Here is a 19028-nt window from a genome sequence, read left to right as displayed (position 1 = left end):
GGGAGGCGACTATGTGCTGCCCCTCCGCCCGCCTCGACACCGTCCCGTCCGAGATCTCCGACGCGGCCGCACGCATCCAGGCTCTCTGGGAGTCCGGCCGCGTCTGCCCGCACACCGGCCGCGGCCTGCGGGACCGCGTCCTCGAAGCAGGCCGCCTCGCCGCGGCCGGGCACGTGTCGGCCGACGACGCCCGCCGCGTGGCCTACGAGGCCGAGAACGTCGCGGCGGCGTTCGGCCCGCTCCGGAGGGCGTCATGACCGTCGACGTCTACTGGAACCGGCGCCTGCGCCCGCGCGCGTGGTCCGTCCGGGATGGCGGCCGCGTCTCCCGGTACGTCCGGGAGATCACCCTCATGAACGTGCGCTTCGTCGTCCATCCCGCCGCCGTCGCCCGCGTGCAGCGCCTGCGCCAGCGCGCCGTCTGCGCCTACGCCAGGGGGATTCCCTGCGAGGCCCCCCGGTACCCGTCGGCCATCCGCGTGCGCTTCGACCCCTACGACGGCCCCCACTTCGTCACCCCGGACGGCTTCGTCGTCCTGAAGGCTTCCCTCGTCCACTTCCTGGAGAACGGCCAATGCTACGCGGTGCTCTGATCCTCGCCCTGGCGCTCGCCGCGGCCCCGGCCGCCGCGGTGGAGCCCGCCCGTTTCCCGCAGCCCGACGACCGGTGGCTCTACGACGTGCGTGTGCCCGCCGGACCCCACAGGGTGCGGTTCTCCCGCGTCGACGCGGTCCCCGGGCCGGCGCAGGGCTGGCGCGTGACGGTGACGTGCGGCCTCATCGACACGCGCACGGACCGCGAGACGACGCAGCTCACCGCACGCGGCGAGGCTGGCCGCGGGCGCATGGTCGCCATTGGCGGCGGGTGGGATTCGCCTAAGCCGGGCGCGAGCTTCATCATCGACGAGCGCACCGAGGCGCGGAAGAGCCAGTTCACCGACGCGCGCTGCGCCTCCGGACCGGGCGACCTTTCATCCGGCGACTGACCCCCCATGCAGGTGACCTATGACTAAGATCCCTTTCCCAAAGCTTCCCGGCCCCGACCCGTACACGGGGTTCGATACGACAGACCTAAAGACTAGACAGCGCATCGCTGGATTGCAGAAACTTCGCAATTATCTCTATGACCTGTGCGTCAAGGAAATGCACCCCCGCGATGGGTATGCCATCATGGAGCTCGTTGATAAGCGCATCGCAGTCTTAGAGGATCTCGACCGCGAGGAGCAGGAGGCCGCCGCGTACTGCACGTATGCGCGCCCGGAGGACCATGCCGATTTAATGGCGGATCTCCCCGCTGCTGGCGAACGCCTGCACGCTGCCTGGGAGGCTGGGCTTCTGCCGGACTTTATGGGGCGCGGCGGCAGAAAGATTATGCTGCAATTCCAGGATGCCCTCAGGCGGGGCGTGCTGACGGTGTGGAAGGTTGACGATCTGCGGCGCTGGATTGCCGAGATTGACGAAGCATACGCTCGCATCCCCGCCAAGGGTTCCAAGATGTCGACGAAGACCATGCAAGAAGGTTGACATGGCTTGCAGCTTGCGCCTGCCGCAGGGCACCCCACGAGTCGTCGACGCATCCCCCAGGCAACATCCGAAAGGCCAATCGACGGCGGGGGCGTGACAACCTGAACCAGAGCTCTTCCAAGAGAAACGGGGTCCCCTGTGCGGATGGGTCTATATAAGGGTCGGGGCGAAATTGGTCCTTTCGGGGCGGCGGGGTTCCGGTTTTCGTACCGGTGCCTCATCAGGCCACGCAGGAGGTGGGCTTGGCAACTGGCGTGACAACTCGAACAGGGATGTTGACGAGGGGAGCGGGGCGCCTTGTGCGGATGGGTCTATATAAGGGTCGGGATAAGGCATGGTCGGTCGGAGACCCGCGGGTCGGGGTTGCCCCTGTCCGGTTCCGTCTAGCCTCGCGGCGAGGCGCTCCGGCGACCCGGCGTGACAACCTCGAACCCCGAAAACCTGCTCTTTGCGAAGACGAAATACGTGTCTCAGAGTTGTGGTGTGCGGATCGGTTCATATAATGGTCGGTGGGGAATGGTCCCCGGAGCCCCGTCCTCTCCGTGTCGGCGTCAACCGAGATCTTCGAAACTCTTCGCCGTGAGGCCGCGGGCTTCACGCGCCACGTCCACCGGACGACGGGCGCGCCGGTCACGCCCCAGGCCGTGACGATGTTCCTTGGCGAGGCCGTGAAGCGGTACGTGTCCGCCGGTGGCGTTTCCGAGTTGACCGACGCGGTCATCGCGGACACGTGCCGCAGCATCGCCGCGTTCTCCGTCCGCCAGCCGGTGCGGGTCTACAGCGACGCGCGTCAGAGGCTTTTCCGGGCGATATGCCCGAAGGCGAAGGCATGGGCCACGGCGAACCTTCGTGCCCAGTGTGCGGCAGGACGGGACGTGCAGGTCGTGGAGGTCGACCGCGTCGGGCTCGGGGCCTACGTCGAGCGCGAGACCACTGCCTTCGTGGCGGTCCCCGGGCAGGCGTGCAGCGACAAGGAGCGCGAGGCCGTTTGCGCTGCACTGACCAAGTACTTCGGGCGGATGAAGCCGGGCCAACAACGCCCGGTCGTCCGTCCGAACCGGACGACCGCAGGGATGCAGGAGACGTCCTACCAGGTTGAGACCGTCGTGGGCTACGAGGACGCCTTGGCGGCGGAAGACGGGAGGGCGGCCCGCCTACTCTCTATCGATGCCATCCTGGCCCGGTTGCAGTCGGACCACATCGTCATGTCGGGCGGAACGACGCCCGAAGGCTTGATCGATGTAACGACAATGGTGGGCTTGAAGGGCGTCACGCGGGCATCGGTCCGCGGCGCCGTCGAGCGCCTAAGGGGCCAGCCCCGCCGCACCGCCGCCATCGACCGCCTGAACCCCACCGCCAGGGACCTGGCCGGCGCCCTCGAAGCTGAGCTTCCGCAAGGGCACGTCTCGGTCGTGGAGGTCGACGCCGTCTGCCAGAAGCTGTGGGCACCGTCGCGGACGCCGGAGGGACGTCGCCAGCACGTCCGCCGCCTGCGCGTCGCCGCCGAGGCCATCGAGACCGCCGACGTCGGCCTGCACATCGCCGTAGTCGGATCGCACGTCGTCGTCGGGCGCGGCCGCCGACTCCCCGAGGCCGAGGAGCTCAAGGGCTTCGTCGACAGGGCCGTCGCGCACCGGCGCGGAAGGAAGGGCGTCACCGTCCTGTCCCGCGGCCTCGTGCCGTCCCGGCAGGGACTGTGGGGCACGGTCGAGGGCGAGGTCGCCAAGAGCGTGTGCCGCGTCTCCGCGTCCCAGGCAGGTCACGACGACGTTTGGACCACCCTCGCCGCCGTCGGCAAGACCGGGGCAGCGCAAGATTTTTCGACGGTCTGGGATGCCGCCGGCGAGCCCGTCCAGGCCGATTCCCTCGTCCTCGCTGACGCGGTCGAGAAGGCGGCGCGGAGCGACGTCTACGGACGGCTCTCGAAACAGGCGCAAAGCGGTGTCGATCTCGTCCGCACCGTCGTCAACCACGCTCGCGAGGTCGGGCTCGATCAGGCCTGGGCGCTCTATGCCGCCAAGGGCGAAATGGCCGCCCGCCTCCGCGATACGCGGCACGCCGGTGCACGCGAGCGTATCCGTCGCATCGGGGCGGCGCTCAGCAAGGCCCCGTGTGTCGAGGCATGGGAAGCGGCGATTTTGGTCGATGCCTACGCATCCCGGCCTGGTCGTCGCCACCGCCATCCGGTCGTCGTCATGCCCCGCGCCCCCAAACCCGTCGCCGCCCCGGCGCCCGCCCCCAAGCCCCAGTTCTACCCAACATACGTCGCGGACGCGGTCCTCAGCCTTGAGATGGCGGAGGAGGTCTCAATGCACTGGTCCCGGAACCGGGTGAGGGAGGCGTTCCGCGCCCTCCACTCGGTCTACCTGGGCTACGACGTCGAAGACACGAAGCTCGTCGTTCTCGACGACCTGCCGCGCCCTTCAACAGTCGAAGAGGTCACCGAGGGCATGCGGCGCATCCTGCGTTGGTGGAAGGCCTCCGAGTTCGTCATGGTGGCGCGCGTCGACCAGGACCTGCATGGCGCCATACAGGCAGCCATCATGGCCGCCGGCCTTGCCCTGCGCGAGCACGGCGCCTGCGCCCTCTACCATGCCGCCAGCACGCTTTCGACGATCTGCATCTACTCCTCCAGCGTGGAGGCCCTGCAGGGCCTGCCGCGCCGCCTGTCGCACATCCAGCAGCACCTGCGCTGGTCGCTCGCGCAGGCTCCCTCGGCGGCCTGATGCCCCAATGGGGGTTGTCCGCTGCATGACGGGGCAGCCCCGATGCCGGAGCCATGCGCCTCGCCACAGCCTTCCTCGACGCGCTCCCAGCCGCTACTGCCACATGGCGACCCGATGCCATCGTCAGCACCTATTCCCCGTTCCAGCCGATGTAGGCGCCTTGGGGGACCGTGGCTGCCTCTTGCCTTTCTCGATGCAGAGGGGTCTGCCACCGTGGAGCCCCCTTGTCCTGCTCGCCCGCGAGCCTCAAGGGTTGGGAGCATGCAGCATCGCCTTGGACCGGCCGGCGCGGGCCTCGGTCAGTCGTCGCAACGTCGTCGTAGCGAGGGCGTCGTGCGCCTCGTCGGGGATGGGGTACACCGAGCTCGCGTTGATCTCGCAGAGCACGTAGGTGTCCTCGCCGGCCGCATCCTTCGGCCCGAGCAGGAAGTCGGCGTCCCAGACGGCCGGCAGGTCGTCCGGCCCCAACACCAGCCGTTCCGCCATCTCGGGTATCCACGCCGCTTCCATCAGGCCGCGCAGGCGCTGGAACCGACCGTCGTCCGGTCCCGAGTAGAGGCGTGGCGGCGCGCGCCCGTGCTCCGGCGGGGCGAGCGCGGTCACGTGCTGGGCACCGAATCCCGCGACCCGCGTGCCGCTCACGTAGCAGCGGACCATCCCCTCCAGGTGCCGCGCCTGGAACGGCTGGTCCACGAGGGTGCCGCCGGCCCCGAAGTCGGCGGCGCGCTCGGCCAGGAACGCGTCGAGCGTCACCGTGCGCCGGGTCCGGTCGCGCGCTTCCTGTGCCAGGACGTCGGGGCCCGCGGCGCGCTCGACCTTCCAGACGCCGATGCCGCCGTTGCCGCGGCTGCGCTTCAACACCCGCGGCCCCTCGGCCACGCGCCCGGGAAACCCCGCCGCGAGGGCGGCTTGGCTCGCGTAGAGGTGCGTGTCCGTCCCCCAGCCCATCTCCCGCGTCCGGACCAGCACCTCCTTGGTGCCGATCCGGTCGACCACGTCAGGGTGGCCGCTGACCAGGACGCAGGCGGCGGCCACCTCCCGCAGCACAGCGTCCAGGGCGGCGCGGCCCTCGCCGGTGTCCTCCGCCACCGGGTTCACCCAGACCAGCGCCGCGTCCGTCGTCAGGAGCTGGGCCCGGAAGGCGTCGGCCTGCCCCTCGGCCCAGACGGCGGGCTCGGCGGCGAGCCCGTGCCGCTTTAGGGCGGCGAAGACCGCCGCGAACCGGCTGGTCTCGGGGCGAGCCTCGGCGCGGGCCTGCGCATCGCCCCGCCAGACGACTGCGACCTTGAAGGGAGGGGAGCCGGAGTTCGCCATCCGCGTCAGCCCTTCGCAACCTTCACTCGGTCGAGGGCGTCCCGCAGGCCCTTGGCCAGCTTGCCCGTGTCGTCGTTCGCTCAGAAGTGCATGAAGAACAGCCGCGGCTCGTCGTCGAGCATGTGGTTGTGCAGCGCCGTCACCTCGATGCCGCTCGCCCGCAGCGCCTTGATCACCGGGTTCACCTCGTCGGCGGTGAGCACGAAGTCGCCGGTGACGGCCGCCTTGCCGCCGCCGGTCGGCTGGAAGTTGATGGCGATGGCCGATCCCATGGCCTCGGGGACCACCATGCCATGGTCCTTCGGCGTCTCGGACCGCGGCACGCTCACGGCGTAGACGCCGCCGTTGACCTTGCCCTTGCGCCCGATGGCAGCGTCGATGGCAACGGTGTCGAGGTCCGGGTCCGGCGCGGTCGCCTTCGCCGGCACCGGTCCCTCGCCGGCCGAGGCCGGTTCAGTTTTCCCGGAAGGCGGGGAGCCGCCTGCGGTCTCGCCGCCGATGGGTGTCCGGCTGGCCCCGAGCGCCCCGGCCAGGACCGTGGCGAGCTTGCCGGGCTCGCCGTGCCCCGAGACGTGCATGTAGAGGGTGCTCGGCGAGGCCCGCAGCAGGTGGTTGTGAATGGCGGTGATCTCGACCCCGTTCTCGACGAGGCGCCTCATCACCGGGCTCACCTCGTCCTCGGTCAGGACGAGGTCGCCCATCACCATCACCTCGTTCCCGCCCCCGTGCCGCACGAAGGCGAGCCAGGAATCCAGGGCGAAGGACGGTTTTAGTTGCATACCGTCGAGGGTGACGTTCAGGTCGGGCCGGGGCAGGCCGACGCAGTAGACCCCGCCCGGCATGGCGATGCCGGGCTTGCCGAGCCCGGTGGCGATGGCGTTTTGCCAGGGTTCGCCCGCCGACGCGGCGAACGCGAGCGAGACCGTGCCCAGCACGGCGAGGGATGCAAGCAAGCGGCGCATGGTTGTCTCCTCTCTGGGTTTCGCGTTCCCCAGCGCCGGCTGGCCGGCGCCTGCAGCACACCCTCCTCGGGCAAGGTCCCTTCGCCGTGCCTTAATTCGATGCAGTCCCCGGCCATCCAGACCTCAACGCAGGGCTGGCTATCGAGGCAGAGCCCGTCGCCGTCGATCCGCCACCGCGCGGCGCGGGTCCGCCCGAGCGACACCACGCGCAAGCCGCCTCGCTCGAAGGCATAGGCCCAGTGCACGTCGTCCGTGACCTCCTTGCCGACGAGACGAGCCCGGATCTCGGAGCCGGACAAGCGCCGGAACGTCTCGCCGGCGAACGCCGGGCCTTCCATGACGACGAGTATGACGGCCAAAGCAGTGACGCGTCCGGCGCCCATCAGACCAACCCCGCCAGGTGCAGGGCCACTCCGGCCACGGCGCAGGCCGCTAACGTTGGGACCATGCCGACCTTGAAGCGGAACACCGCCAGCACCGCCGCGGCCGCCAGGGCGAGCGCCCACGGGTTCAGGCTCGACGGCACCGGCACGTCGAACCGGATCGGCCCGGTCGTGAACGGCCGGGTCTCGGCGAAGGCGGTGTGCAGGGCGAACCAGACCGCGAGGTTGAGGATCACGCCGACAGCCGCCGCGGTGATGGCCGAGAGCGCGCCGGCCAAGGCCCGGTTGCCGCGCAGGCGCTCGACGTAAGGGGCGCCGACGAAGATCCAGAGGAAGCAGGGCGCGAAGGTCACCCAGGTGGTCAGCAGACCGCCCAAGGTCCCGGCAAGCAGGGGCGGCATCACGCCCGGGGACCGCTAGGCGGCAAGGAATCCCACGAACTGCGTGACCATGATGAGCGGGCCTGGTGTGGTCTCGGCCATGCCGAGGCCATCCAGCATCTCGCCGGGCTTGAGCCAGCCGTAGTGCTCCACCGCCTGCTGGGCGACGTAGGAGAGCACCGCGTAGGCGCCCCCGAAGGTCACCATCGCCATCTTGGAGAAGAACACCGCGACCTGGGCGAAGACGTCGTCCGAGCCGAGGGCGAGCAGGATGGCCGCGACGGGAACCAGCCAGATCGCTCCCCAGACGAGTAGCATCCGCAAGGTGTGCCCGGCGGCGGCCCGCTCTCGGGGGAGTTCGTGGTCGTCGAGCAGGAAGGGGCCCGCCACCGCCTTGCCGCCGGCCCCGTGCCCGCCGGCCTTGAACTGCGGCAGGCCGGCCCGGCCGCCGAGGTAGCCGATGACCCCGGCCGTCAGCACGATCAGCGGGAACGGCACGCCGATGAAGAAGATGCCCACGAACGCGGCAGCCGCGAGCTCGACCATGACGGGGGCCCTAAGCGCGCGCTTGCCGATGCGTATCACGGCCTGGAGCACGATGGCGAGCACCGCCGCCTTCAGACCGAAGAACAGGCCGGCGACGAGGCCGACGTTGCCGTAGAGCGCATAGACCCAACTCAGCGCCATGATGGCGAGGACGCCCGGTAGGACGAACAGGCCGCCGGCGACGAGGCCGCCGCGGGTGCCGTGCATCAGCCAGCCCACGTAGGTCGCAAGTTGCTGCGCCTCCGGCCCCGGCAGGAGGGTGCAGAAAGTCAGGGCGTGCAGGAAGCGGTTCTCTGAGATCCAGCGCCTCTCCTCGACGAGGACGCGGTGCATCACCGCGATCTGCCCGGCCGGGCCGCCGAAGGAGAGCGCGGCGATGCGGGCCCAGACCGGCAAGGCTTGCGCCAGTGTCACAGGCGGCGGCGCGCCCTGGGTGATCACGCCCGGCCCGGGAGCGGTCTGGATGCGAGCAGTACCGGCCATGGTCACGCCTTCCCCTTGGTGCGGTCGCGTTCCCAGGAATGGCGCTCCGCCGTCGCGTCCCGGCACCAGCGATAGAAGGCGTCGTAGAGAAGCATCCCGGCGTCGAGCTGCTCCAGGTCGTCCGCGTGTATGCGCGACAGTCCAAGTCTGCCTGTACGCATAACAGCTCCAGTTTGACCCAATTGGGCTACAACGGGAGCTGTTTTTCACCCAAAAGGCCCATCCATTCGCTAGTTTACACCCATATTGCTTAGGACCCGTCTGGTTGCCGCTGCTGAGCGGCTCGCTTCCGAGTTGCAGCACAACGGCCTCCGCAGCAAGGACCATCCGAATAATTTCGGCTATCGGGAAATTTAGGGTGATACCCGTGTTTCACGACTCTCCGTCGCGGCGGCCGTCCCGGGGTGAGCCGGGCGCTTCACCGCCGTCGGCCGGAGCACGAGCCCCGGTCGACGGCGGTGGCCGAGGCGCGACACCGCGTGGCCCGGCCCGCTGACGCTGGACGTGCCATCGGACCCAGAGGTGACCTCCGGGTGCGGTCGGCGGACGCCAAGGGCCGCCGATTTGATTTCCCGATGAACCGCCCGCCACGTCCCCACCTGTCGCAACCGCGCGAGCGCGGCCGCATTGGGCACGCCCGAATCCTTCCACAGGCTCGAGAACGCCTCAGAGCATGGGAATGGCAGGAGATCCTTCTCCACCCCGCCCTTGGGCAGGGAGCCGTTCAGGCGCGCCGCGCGGGTGCGCGCGCCAGTCCAGTTCGGCCAGGCCGCGCTGCCCGATCTCGGCGGTCGCCGCGCAGGCCTCCGGGAGGGCGAAGGTCACGTTGCCGATGGTTGTCGAGTAGCCGGCCCACACGGTCACCAGCGACGCCTCGCGCAGGCCCAGCCTGTGCTCCAGCATCGCCTTCAGCCGGTTCCGGTCCCACGAGTTGAGCTTGTGGTTCAGCGAGCGCGAACGCCCGCCGGAGCGGAGCTTTCCGAGCCCCTCTTCCATCGCGACCAAGCCGACGCCGTGCACCTCGCACAGGCCCACGGCCAGGCCCGCGACCTTCGCCAGCGCCTCGGTGACGAGCTCGGGCGAGGCGCCGCGCGGCAGGTCGAGACTGACCAGGCGATGGTCGATGACATGGGTGGCGGGGAGGCTGCGCAGGTCGCCGCGGTTCTTGACGACGATGAGGCCGATCAAGCCCGGGTTGAGGTCGATGCCGAGGCAGCGGCCAGGCAGTGCCGTGATGGCTTGCCCCCACTCGGGGTGGACGGGGCGGCGGACGTCCGCCCAGCGGAACGGAGGCGGCTTCCAGCCCTCGCCGCGCGGCCGGCCGCGGGGCTTGTGCCCCTTGGCGGCGAGGCGGGCGTCGTCGTCCTGCTGGAGCGTGACGCCGGCCGGCAGGCGGCGCAGGTCGGCGGGGTCAAAGATCACCGACAGCCTGTCGTGACCGAGCCTGAACTCGACGTTGATCTCGCCGGCGGCGGCGGCGAGCGCGGCGACGGCGCGGAGGAGCTCGCCGCGCTTGCCGCGCATCTCCGGCAGGGCCAGGACGACCGCGTTCACCGTCGAGACGACCGAGGTCGTGGTGATCACGCCGCCCGTCGGAGAGGCGGTGGGCGGCGACCTGGGCGTGGAGGCGCTGCTGACGCTGTCCACCGGCGAGCGCATCCCGAACGTCCGTCCCGCCTCGCGGCGCGAGCGCGAGATCCGCGTCTCCCGCCGGGCGCTGGCACGCTGCCGCAAGGGGTCGAACCGGCGGCGCAGGTCAAGGCGCGGCTGGCGCGGCAGCTTCGCGCCGTGGCCAACACCCGCGACCAGCATCTCCACCGCATCTCGGCGCGGCTGGCGCGCGAGCACCCGCTCGTCGTGCTGGAGGACTTGCGCATCCGGAACATGACTCGCTCGGCCGCGGGAACGGTCGAGGAGCCGGGGACGAACGTCGCACAGAAGAGGGGGTTGAACAGGTCCATCCTGGACGCGGGATGGGGCAAGCTCGTGCAGTTCGTCCGCTACAAGGCTGCCAGGGCCGGTGGCGAGTTGGTCTGCGTCGATGCTCGGAATTCGTCGCAGGAGTGCCGGCGGTGCAAGGCGGTGGCGGCGAAGCCGCTGTCGCTGCGCCGGCACGTCTGCCCGTGCGGGCTGGACGAGCACCGCGACGTGAACTCGGCCGGGGTGATCCGGGACCGAGGTCTTGCGGTCAAGGCCGCAAGCGAGGGGGGGTCAGCCCCTCGGGGACGCCGACGTGGGCCGTCGGGCCGTGCGTCGTGCCGGGACGCTCCTCGCCGCCTGAGGGCAGCGCTGGAGAACGTTAGGAGGGGTCATCAACCCCGAATGACGAATGACCGAAATTTCCGGGTCATTGAGACGCCTGTACGCCCTCTCCCGGGTGCCGACCGGCCCGTTGCGGTAGCAGGACGATGAGCGCCACGATGAAGGCCGCGATCACGGCGGAAGCGAGCGGCCGGCTCAAGTTCAGCCCGCCGTTGGCGACCGGCTTGTCAAGGAAATCGCCCACCGTGGCCCCGAGCGGGCGGGTCAGGATGAACGCCGCCCAGAAGAGCGTGACGCGCGAAACCGAGGTTCGGTAGTACAGGGCGATGACGACCGCGAGCGCCGCCGCGAAGACGAGGGCGCCGCCCTCGTAGCCGAGGCCGCCGGTGTCTGCGAGCCAGTCGCCGAGCGCGGTGCCCAACGTCTGCGAGAAGGTGATCGCCCCCCAATAGAACGCTTTGACCCGCGGGGTCGAAACAGTGTCCACCGACACGGTGCCCTCGGTCGCGTACCAAAGCCCGAGCACGGCCGCGAGGCAGGCGAGGAGCAGGGTCGACCCGCCGGTGTATCCGATGCCGAGCGACCGGTCGGCGAAGTCCGCCATCGTCGTACCGAAGGTGGTCGAGGCGACGATCGTGGACCAGTACAGGACTGGGTGGAACCGCTTCGCCATGACCTGTGCGACCACGAGGCCGACCAGCACCAGGGCGAATAGGACGGTTCCGGCGAGGTAACCCCAGGCGAGGGTCATGGTGACGGTGTCGCCGCCGGTCTCGCCGAGCGTGGTGGCCAGGATCTTGATGACCCAGAAGCCGAGCGTGACCTCGGGTACCTTGCTTAAGGCGCGTTCACGGACGTCGTTCATCGGGTTGGATCCTTGGGCTGGAGGTGGGCCTCAAGCGGCATCGGACCCGACCGCATGGCGACCGGCCCGCTGCGGTACGAGGAGCACGAGCGCCACCATGGCGAGCGCGAGCACGCCGGAGATCGTGATGTCGTCGGTGCCCAGGCCGCCCGATGCAGCGGGCTTGTCGAGCGAATTGGCGAGGGTGGCGCCGAGCGGCCGCGTCAGGACGAACGCCGTCCAGAACAGTATCGGCCTGGAAACGCGCGTTCGCAGGTAGAGGGCCGTGACCACGGCCAGCGCGACGAGGATGAGGAGCGCGCTCCCGTTGTACCCGAGCCCGCTGCTGTCAGCCATCCAGTCGCCCAACGCGGTGCCGAGCGTCTGGGAGAACATGACCGTGGCCCAGTAGAAACCTTCGGCCTGCGGGGATCGCACCGTCTCGACGGCGACCGTGCCGAGCGTGCGCTTCCACAGGATCAGGGTCGCGACGACCGATCCGAGCAACACCAGGGACCCGCCCGCGTAGCCGATGCCGAGGGACCGGTCGCAGAAGTCGGCGAGGGTCGTGCCTGCGAGCGTCGTCGCGGTGACCACGGCCCAGTACAGGAGCGGCTGGAAGCGGTCCGCCCGGACCTGTGCGGCGAGCAGCACCGCCAGGGCGGCTCCGAAGATCGCCGTGCCGGCGAGATAGCCGAGGCCGAGCGTCAACGTGACGGCGTTGCCGCCGACCTCGCCCAGGGTCGTGGCCACGATCTTGATGGCCCAGAACCCGGCGGTGGCTTCTGGCACCTTGGCGGGTTCGACGTGTCCGGGTCGCTCGGTCGGTTGCATCGGGCTGCCGTGGGAAAGCGAGGGCTGGCTCACGCGGTGTGGGTCTGGTCGATGATGGCGAGCAGGTCGTCGACCGCGCGACGGCAGGCGGCCGGATCGGGGTTCGACGCCCGCAGCGCGTCGAGGGCGCGGTCGATGGCCTTGTCCACGACGTGCCAGTCGGCGGCGGCTCGCGGCTTCAGGCCGGCCTCGGACGCGTCCCAGGACAATTCCAGGTCCTTGATGCGGGTCTTGGCGGCGGCGAGGTCGCCCCGGTCGGTCATCGTCTTCACGTCGACGACGATGGTCCGGAACTTGGAGAGGTCGCCTAGCTTCGAGGCCGCCATCGCCTCGGGCGTCGCTCCGACGGCGGCGTCCTGCATCGCCAGCAGGCCCAGGGGGGCGGCCGTGGCACCGATGACCGTCGCGGCGATGGCGGCGAGGAGGATGTTTCGCATGGTCGTTCGCTCCGTGTCGTGCGGCGTTGGAAGGACTGGAGGATGGCGATGCGGGAGGCGGCGGACGGTCAGGCCCGCCGCTGTCCGGCCGGCTCGCCAGGGCGGCCGGAGACAAGGCTCAGGGACGTAACCAGGGCGACGATGACGGCGAAGAAGGCGAGGCTGGTGGAGGCCGTGCCGAACCCGAGGCCGCCGTATTCCCGTGCCTGCGACAGCAGATCGCCCAGCGATGCGCCAAGGGGGCGCGTGACGATGTAGGCGAGCCAGAAGGTCGTCACCGGGTTCGCGCCGAGGCGCCAGGCGAGGGCGAGGGCGGCCAGGATCGTGCCGAAGATGACGACGCCGAGATTGAAGCCGAGCCCCAGCGCCTCCGTGGCCAGGTCGCCCGCGGCTGTGCCGAGCGCGAAGGTCAGGAGTATGGCGAGCCAGTAGAACGCCTCGCGGCGCCGGGTCACGATGGCGTGGATCGAGAGCGTCCGCTCGGTCGCGTACCATAGGGCGAACACGGCGGCGAGGGCGGCCGCGAACACGCCGGTGCTGACGAAGAGGCTCACGCCGAGCTTGTCGGTCAGGATGTCGGTGACCTGCGTGCCGACCACGCTGACGAGGACGACGGTCGACCAATAGGTCCAGGGCACGTAGCGCCGCTCGCGCACCTGCAGGGCGAGGACGGCCGCGAGGAGGCCGGCCGTGATGGTGGCGGTAACGGCGGCACCCAGGCCGACGTTCACCGCGAGGTAGTCAGCGCCGGTCTCGCCGACGGTCGTGGAGAGAATCTTGATGACCCAGAAGGCCGCGGTGACCTCCGGTACCTTGTTCAAGGCCTGGCGCTGGATCTCGCTCATCCCCGTCTCCCGTCCGTCATGGTCGGGCACGGTGATAGCGCGCCAGAATGAGGGCAGAATGAGCTTCGTCCGGAGGAGCCGCGGGCTCGGCCTCAGGCCGGCAGCCTGACGGTTGCGAGGGTTCCCTGCCCGCCACGTCGGTTTTCAACCGTCAGGCCGAGATCATTGCGCTCCGCGATGCGGCGGGCGATGGCGAGCCCGAGCCCCGTGCCTTCGACATCCGGTGGCGCGGCCCGGAAGAAGCGCTCGAACAGGCGGCCCTCGCTTCCCGGCGGCAGCCCGCAGCCGGTGTCCCGAACCGTGACGACGCACGCACCGTCCCGGTTCAGCAGACGGACGTCGACCTGGCCTCCCGACGGCGTGTAGCGCAGGGCGTTGTCGACCAGGTTGGCGAACAGGACGCGGACTTCGTCCTCCGACGCGTGAAGCGTCGCGGGTGTCTCGATATGCACGCCCAGGTCGATGTCCTTGCGCTGGGCGACCTCGACGTGGTCGGCGACGCAATCGAGCAGCAGCTGGCCGAGGTCGACGGATGCAGGACGGGCTTCGGCACCGTCGTCGAGCCGGGCGAGACGGAGTAGTTGATCCACCAGCCGGTTCACCCTCCGGAGGCCGTCCGCCAGCGCCATACGCCGCTCATAGCTCCCGCCACCGGCCAGCCCGCCGAGGGAGTCGAGTTGGATCTGCATCGCGGCGAGCGGCGTACGCAGTTCGTGCGCGGCGTCGGCGACGAACCGCTTCTGGGCGGCGAGAGCGGCTTGTAGACGCAGGATGAGCCCGTTCATGGCCTCGACGAGAGGCGCCACCTCCGTCGGCACGCCGCGGGTCGGCAGGGGGCCTTGGGCGGCGGCACCGCGCCCGGCGAGGTCATGCACCAAGCCGTCGAGCCGCCCGAGCGCCCGGTTCATCGCCCAGCCGACGACGATCCAAGACAGCGGGACGAGGAGCAGCAGGGGGGCCACGGCACCGAGCGCCGCATTGCGTGCGAACTCCGCCCTCACGACGTCGCGCTGGGCGACCCGGACCGTCGTTGTGCCGTTGGCGGTCGTGTAGGTGCGCCAGAGCTCGCCGCCCATGACGACGTTCGCGTATCCCGTGCGGCCGGGGTGGCGGACGTCGACGCCGCGGTCGTCGCGCAGGACCTGCCCGTCCTTCCAGATGGTGACGGCGAGTTGGTCCTCCGGGTCCTGGTCGGCGGCGGGCGGCGCGTCCGCGTCCGTTAGCCCGGGACCGGCGTTGAGGGCGACTTGCCGCAACTGCCCGTCGAGGAAATCGGCCGCCTCGATCCGCGCGAGGGCATAAGCCGCGACCATCGCGGCCAAGCCGATTCCGGCAAGCAGGGCGGTCATCCAGCCGAGCGTCGTGCGGCGCAGGGAGGCGGCCCTCATGGCTTGGGCACCATCCAGCCTGCGCCGCGGACGTTGAGGATCACGCCCTTGCCGACCTTGCGGCGGACCGTAAGGATCAAGGCGTCCACCGCGTTGCTCTCGACCTCCTCGCCCCACCCGTAGATGCGTTCCTCGATCTGCGCACGAGAGAGGATGCGCCCCGGTCGCTCCATCAGGGCGTGCATGAGGGCGTATTCGCGCGCCGACAGGACCGCGACGGTCCCGGCGTGGGACAGGACGTGGCTTTCCGTGTCGAGTTCGGTCTCGGCGGCCACGAGCCGCGCGCTCGCCTGCCCGGCCCGACGGCGCAGGATGGCCCGCATCCGGGCGAGCAGCTCGCGCAACTCGAACGGCTTGACCAGGTAATCGTCCGCCCCGAGGTCGAGGCCTGCGACGCGGCTTTCGAGGCCGTCCCGCGCCGTGATGATGAGCACCGACGTGTCGATCCCGGCCGCCCGGGCGGATCGAAGCACCCGAAGTCCGTCCCCGCCCGGCAGGCCGAGGTCGAGCAGCGCGAGCGCGTGGCCGCCGTTGAGCAGGGCCGTCTCGGCCTCGCCGCCGTCGCGGACCCAATCGACGGAATAGCCCTCGGCCGAGAGGCCGTTCGACAGCCCTTCGCCGATCATCCGGTCGTCCTCGATCAACAGCACGCGCATCGGTCGGTCCGTCCGGTTTCGAGCCCTCGCCCTGGACTGCGCCGCGACGCATCCCTTCCCGCCGGCTTCATCCTAGATAGGCGACGAGCACGGCCCCGGCGGCGATGAGGGCGACGCCGAGCCAGTTCGGCGGAGATAGACGTTCGCCGAGGAAGACAACCCCGAAGACGGCCACCAGCACGACGCTGAGCTTGTCGACCGGGGCCACGCGGCTGGCCTCGCCGAGCTTGAGGGCGCGGAAGTAGCAGATCCATGAGCCGCCGGTGGCGAGGCCCGAGAGCACCAGGAACACGTAGGTCCTGGCCGAGACCGACCCGACCGGTACCCACTGGCCCGTGCCGACCAGGATGGCGCCGAGGGCGCAGAGTATGACGACCGTGCGGATGAAGGTAGCGAAGTCGGAATTGACGTTCTCGATGCCGACCTTGGCGAAGATCGCGGTCAACGCCGCGAAGGCGGCAGAAAGCAGCGCCCACAGCTGCCAGGATCCGAGCAACGTTCTCATGCCGTGTTCCCCTCGATGCGGACCTGCCGCGACGCAATCCTCACGGCCCCCGACAGACCATCGGATGAGGGATGTCCGGCACCCGACGCCCCCCCTGAGCGTCGCCGTTCCAACGCTCGCCGTGTGGTTCCTAATTCGCCGTGGACGGCCATTGCCGATGCAGGTCGTCGATGACGAAAGCATGCTCGTGCCGGCCCTGACCGATCCCCCGCACGTGGGGGTGGGACGGGTCAAGGTCCGCGTGGGCATGTGCGACGACGTCCGGGTCGGATGCAGGCCAAAGCATGGCCGCCGCCGCGACGCCCGCGACGGTCAGGGCGCCGAGTGCCGCCAGGGTCGCGGGCATCCCGACGGCGGCGCCGAGGCAGCCCGCCAGCGGGTAAGTGAGGAGCCACGACGCGTGCGAGAGCGCGAACTGGGCGGCGGAGTAGCAGATCCCAAGGACGAGCCAGGTCCCGAGCAGTACCGGCCAGCCGATGGCCCCGCACCAGGTCAGGGCAGCGACCCCGACGAGGACGACTCCGAGGAAGGCCGCGGACGGCAGCATCACACCCCTGTCGGACAGGCGGTCCAGGACCCGCGGTAGGACCAGGGCGGCGGCCATCGAGCCCGCGCCGAAGGGTCCAAGGGCAAGGGCGACGTCGTGCTGGGGGCGTCCGAGCAGCGCCTGGACGATTCACGGTATTGACGATGACCATGGCGCCGGCCGCCGCGACGGCGAAATTCAGGGCGAGCAACCCGCGCAGGCGCGGTGTCGCCAGGAAGATCCGCCATGCCCAGTTGGCACTCGATACGGAGACGCCTAAGCCTCAGTGACGGGCCGGGCACCGAGCACAGAAAAGGCGTCGGGCGCGCCAGGTCCGCGGGACCTCTGCTCTCCGTCACCAACACTCGATAACTGATAAATGGTCGCATCGGACTTCAACCAAGAGATCTACGCAAATCTTGGACGAATGCCTTCGCGAGCGCCGGCGCCTCGGCCACCACCTCTTCATAGAATTTGGCCCCCACGGAGTTTGCCTGAAAATAATCCGGGGGCAACTCACCGATTGTCGCCGCGATCTCCGCGAAAACCTCCTCCCGTTCAGGGGCTGAAAGTTTTTGCATGAGAAGGATCATCATGGCGATGGTCGATGTTCTCAGAACCGCGAGCATCGCCGCTGTCGTCACAGCAAAATGGTGCGTCTGTAGATCATTCATCGAAAAAATCTTGCATATTCAAGCATCATTACTCAGGCCTCACTTCATGAGGCGCTTGAAGTATTGGAGAAACAATACGGCCAGAGGCAATCCGATACAGATCGCTATCATCATTCGATCCGCGGCTTTGCGGACGTATGGCCTGACCCGTCGCTTGCGCCGAGGATTTGGCGCCCACTCGGTCTGTAGCCGCGCCGATTTCTTGCTCATGCCGGATGCTCGCCGTCACACCGGCAGGCGCGCGGCCTCGGCCGAGAGCGCCTCGTCCTCGACCTGGACGGTGACGTGCTCGATACCGTGTCGCTCCTTCACCAGACGCCGGACCGCGCGGATGAGGTCGGGTCCGGCGGCGACGTCGTCCATGACCACGTGGCCGCTCATCGCGTCGAAGCCGGAGGTCAGCGTCCAGGCATGAAGGTCGTAGGCGCGCCGCACGCCAGGCATCGCCTCGATCTCCGTTCGTAGCGCGGCAAGATCGACACCCGGAGGCGTTCCCTCCAGCAGGATGTGAAGCGCCTCGCTCAACAGGCGCCAGGTGCGCGGCACGATGAACAGGCCGATGCCGGCGCCGACCAGCGGATCGACCCATCGCCAGCCCGTCGCCATCACCACGAGGGCCGCGGCGATGACGCCGACCGAACCCAGCATGTCGGAGAAGACCTCGAAGTAGGCGCCCTTAACGTTGAGGCTTTCCGACGATCCGCCCGCGAGGAGCCTCATGCTGGCGAGGTTCACCCCGAGGCCGACGAACGCGACCAGCATCATCGGCCAGCCGAGGATCTCGGTCGGCTCGAAGAAGCGCCGGTAGGCCTCGTACAGAATGTAGGCCGTCACCCCGAGCAGCACGACGGCGTTGGCGAGGGCCGCCAGGATCTCGAAGCGCATGTAGCCGAAGCTCTTGCCCGGCGACGGCGCCTTGGCCGCGTAGTGGATGGCGAGCAGCGACAGCGCGAGGCCGCCGGCATCCGTGACCATGTGGGCGGCATCGGCAAGCAGCGCGAGGCTGCCGGTGAGCAGGCCGCCGACGACCTCCGCGGCCATGTAGGTCAGCGTCAGGGCGAGCGCCCAGGCGAGGCGCCCCTTGTTCCTGCCCGCCGACGAGCCCGCGGGTATGCCGCCGCCGTGCGCGTGTCCGTGTCCCATGTCGCTCCCAGTCTTTCGTTGCCGTCCCGGACCGGCCGCCTCAGGGGCCGGAGGAGCCGATGAGCGCGGCCACGTGCGCGCCGGCGGGGTGTCCGGTCGCGGCGAGGTGGGCGGCCGAGCAGGCCGCGTAGCCGGGACCGAACGCCGCCATGACGAGCTCGTGCCGCCCGTCCGGAGCCTCGCGGCTGGCCAGGAGAGCCCGACCGCCGGGCCAGAGCTCGGAAGCGGCCGATGGCCCCGGTGTCGGCTCGCCGTAGCGGCGCACCCCTTCGTCGTGGATGGCGCGGCGCACGCGCGCGAGTTCCTCGCCCGCCAGGGGGAGCCCCACCCAGACGACCTCCTGCAGACCCTCCTCGCGGCAGACCACCAGCACGACCTCGGCCGTTGCCGACCCGACGGCCGGCCGCCAGCCACGCGGGTAGTACAGCGCGGTCAGGTTGGCCTCGCGGTCGGCCTTGAGCGGGCGCGGCACGTCGGCGACGGGCCCCCACGCGAGGCCGAACGGAGCCTCGCCGACGCCTCCGTCCGCGCCCGGAGCCGCACCCGTCAGCGCGAAGAAGGCGAAAGGAGCCGCCAACCAGGTCGGGACGCGTCGCAT

At 69.9% G+C, this 19028-nt stretch carries 19 protein-coding genes and 4 pseudogenes; 7 read left to right on the top strand and 16 right to left on the bottom strand.

Annotated elements, in window-relative coordinates; translation table 11 throughout:
- Window positions 1-11: 11 nt before the first annotated feature.
- The 5 genes from G4G93_RS07510 to G4G93_RS07490 all read left to right on the top strand — a co-directional run bounded on the left by G4G93_RS07510 (window position 12) and on the right by G4G93_RS07490 (window position 4248).
- Window positions 12-257 carry a hypothetical protein gene (locus G4G93_RS07510; protein ID WP_099956056.1) on the top strand — a complete coding sequence of 82 codons (246 nt, stop codon included), beginning with the start codon at window positions 12-14 and terminating at the stop codon, window positions 255-257.
- The gene (locus G4G93_RS07505) at window positions 254-592 is read left to right on the top strand and encodes a hypothetical protein (RefSeq protein ID WP_099956055.1); all 339 of its coding nucleotides are present in this window, start codon (window positions 254-256) and stop codon (window positions 590-592) included. Before G4G93_RS07510 ends, G4G93_RS07505 begins: the two co-directional genes overlap by 4 nt.
- Window positions 574-984 carry a hypothetical protein gene (locus tag G4G93_RS07500; RefSeq protein WP_099956054.1) on the top strand — a complete coding sequence of 137 codons (411 nt, stop codon included), beginning with the start codon at window positions 574-576 and terminating at the stop codon, window positions 982-984. The genes G4G93_RS07505 and G4G93_RS07500 overlap by 19 nt, the downstream gene beginning before the upstream one ends.
- Window positions 985-1003: 19 nt before the next feature.
- Window positions 1004-1522 carry a hypothetical protein gene (locus G4G93_RS07495; RefSeq protein WP_165082767.1) on the top strand — a complete coding sequence of 173 codons (519 nt, stop codon included), beginning with the start codon at window positions 1004-1006 and terminating at the stop codon, window positions 1520-1522.
- 542 nt (window positions 1523-2064) lie between these two features.
- Window positions 2065-4248, top strand: a complete 2184-nt coding sequence (locus G4G93_RS07490) for a hypothetical protein (protein WP_099956052.1) — start codon at window positions 2065-2067, stop codon at window positions 4246-4248.
- A gap of 246 nt (window positions 4249-4494) precedes the next feature.
- On the opposite strand, the gene G4G93_RS07485 is transcribed toward G4G93_RS07490, so the two are convergent.
- The 5 genes and pseudogenes from G4G93_RS07485 to G4G93_RS07465 form a co-directional block, all read right to left on the bottom strand.
- Window positions 4495-5562 carry a Cj0069 family protein gene (locus G4G93_RS07485; protein WP_099956051.1) on the bottom strand — a complete coding sequence of 356 codons (1068 nt, stop codon included), beginning with the start codon at window positions 5560-5562 and terminating at the stop codon, window positions 4495-4497.
- Window positions 5563-5567: 5 nt separating this feature from the next.
- A pseudogene (locus G4G93_RS07480) lies at window positions 5568-6524 on the bottom strand (DUF1259 domain-containing protein).
- A 382-nt stretch (window positions 6525-6906) separates the two neighbouring features.
- Window positions 6907-8316, bottom strand: a pseudogene (gene chrA / locus G4G93_RS07475) (chromate efflux transporter).
- A gap of 2 nt (window positions 8317-8318) precedes the next feature.
- Window positions 8319-8465: pseudogene (locus tag G4G93_RS07470) on the bottom strand (sulfurtransferase); the annotation flags it as partial.
- Window positions 8466-8982: 517 nt separating this feature from the next.
- Window positions 8983-9900: a hypothetical protein gene (locus G4G93_RS07465; RefSeq protein ID WP_164712506.1), complete on the bottom strand. Its 918-nt coding sequence runs from the start codon at window positions 9898-9900 to the stop codon at window positions 8983-8985.
- Between G4G93_RS07465 and G4G93_RS36720 the strand changes: the two genes are divergently transcribed.
- A complete protein-coding gene (locus tag G4G93_RS36720) occupies window positions 9890-10204 on the top strand; it encodes a transposase (RefSeq protein ID WP_395411361.1) in 315 nt (104 codons plus the stop codon). The two genes, G4G93_RS07465 and G4G93_RS36720, sit on opposite strands and share 11 nt — an antisense overlap.
- Window positions 10105-10728 carry an RNA-guided endonuclease InsQ/TnpB family protein gene (locus G4G93_RS36715; protein ID WP_123834466.1) on the top strand — a complete coding sequence of 208 codons (624 nt, stop codon included), beginning with the start codon at window positions 10105-10107 and terminating at the stop codon, window positions 10726-10728. Before G4G93_RS36720 ends, G4G93_RS36715 begins: the two co-directional genes overlap by 100 nt.
- Here G4G93_RS36715 and G4G93_RS07450 read toward each other — a convergent pair.
- The 11 genes and pseudogenes from G4G93_RS07450 to G4G93_RS07400 all read right to left on the bottom strand — a co-directional run bounded on the left by G4G93_RS07450 (window position 10664) and on the right by G4G93_RS07400 (window position 19028).
- A complete protein-coding gene (locus tag G4G93_RS07450; protein ID WP_099956047.1) occupies window positions 10664-11443 on the bottom strand; it encodes a hypothetical protein in 780 nt (259 codons plus the stop codon). The genes G4G93_RS36715 and G4G93_RS07450 overlap by 65 nt on opposite strands.
- 30 nt (window positions 11444-11473) lie before the next feature.
- Entirely contained in the window at window positions 11474-12256 is a 783-nt protein-coding gene (locus G4G93_RS07445; protein WP_099956046.1) for a hypothetical protein, read from the bottom strand.
- Between the two features lie 29 nt (window positions 12257-12285).
- A complete protein-coding gene (locus tag G4G93_RS07440) occupies window positions 12286-12693 on the bottom strand; it encodes a histidine kinase (protein WP_099956045.1) in 408 nt (135 codons plus the stop codon).
- A 68-nt stretch (window positions 12694-12761) separates the two neighbouring features.
- Window positions 12762-13538, bottom strand: a complete 777-nt coding sequence (locus G4G93_RS07435; protein WP_099956044.1) for a hypothetical protein — start codon at window positions 13536-13538, stop codon at window positions 12762-12764.
- Between the two features lie 92 nt (window positions 13539-13630).
- Window positions 13631-14926 carry a sensor histidine kinase gene (locus tag G4G93_RS07430; RefSeq protein WP_099956043.1) on the bottom strand — a complete coding sequence of 432 codons (1296 nt, stop codon included), beginning with the start codon at window positions 14924-14926 and terminating at the stop codon, window positions 13631-13633.
- Window positions 14923-15582, bottom strand: a complete 660-nt coding sequence (locus tag G4G93_RS07425) for a response regulator transcription factor (protein ID WP_099956042.1) — start codon at window positions 15580-15582, stop codon at window positions 14923-14925. Before G4G93_RS07425 ends, G4G93_RS07430 begins: the two co-directional genes overlap by 4 nt.
- Window positions 15583-15649: 67 nt before the next feature.
- Window positions 15650-16087, bottom strand: a complete 438-nt coding sequence (locus tag G4G93_RS07420; RefSeq protein ID WP_165082764.1) for an EamA family transporter — start codon at window positions 16085-16087, stop codon at window positions 15650-15652.
- A 130-nt stretch (window positions 16088-16217) separates the two neighbouring features.
- Window positions 16218-16857 (bottom strand): annotated as a pseudogene (locus G4G93_RS07415) (MFS transporter); the annotation flags it as partial.
- A 151-nt stretch (window positions 16858-17008) separates the two neighbouring features.
- On the bottom strand, window positions 17009-17287 hold the full coding sequence (locus G4G93_RS07410) for a hypothetical protein (protein ID WP_165082762.1): 279 nt from the start codon (window positions 17285-17287) through the stop codon (window positions 17009-17011).
- 225 nt (window positions 17288-17512) lie between these two features.
- Window positions 17513-18430 carry a cation diffusion facilitator family transporter gene (locus tag G4G93_RS07405; protein ID WP_165082760.1) on the bottom strand — a complete coding sequence of 306 codons (918 nt, stop codon included), beginning with the start codon at window positions 18428-18430 and terminating at the stop codon, window positions 17513-17515.
- Between the two features lie 40 nt (window positions 18431-18470).
- Window positions 18471-19028: a threonyl-trna synthetase gene (locus G4G93_RS07400; RefSeq protein WP_165082758.1), complete on the bottom strand. Its 558-nt coding sequence runs from the start codon at window positions 19026-19028 to the stop codon at window positions 18471-18473.

Source organism: Methylobacterium sp. DB0501, from assembly GCF_011043735.1.
GTDB classification, from domain to species: Bacteria; Pseudomonadota; Alphaproteobacteria; order Rhizobiales; family Beijerinckiaceae; genus Methylobacterium; species Methylobacterium alsaeris.
Note: the sequence above shows the minus strand (reverse complement) of the source record. Positions and strands in the feature narration are given on the sequence as shown.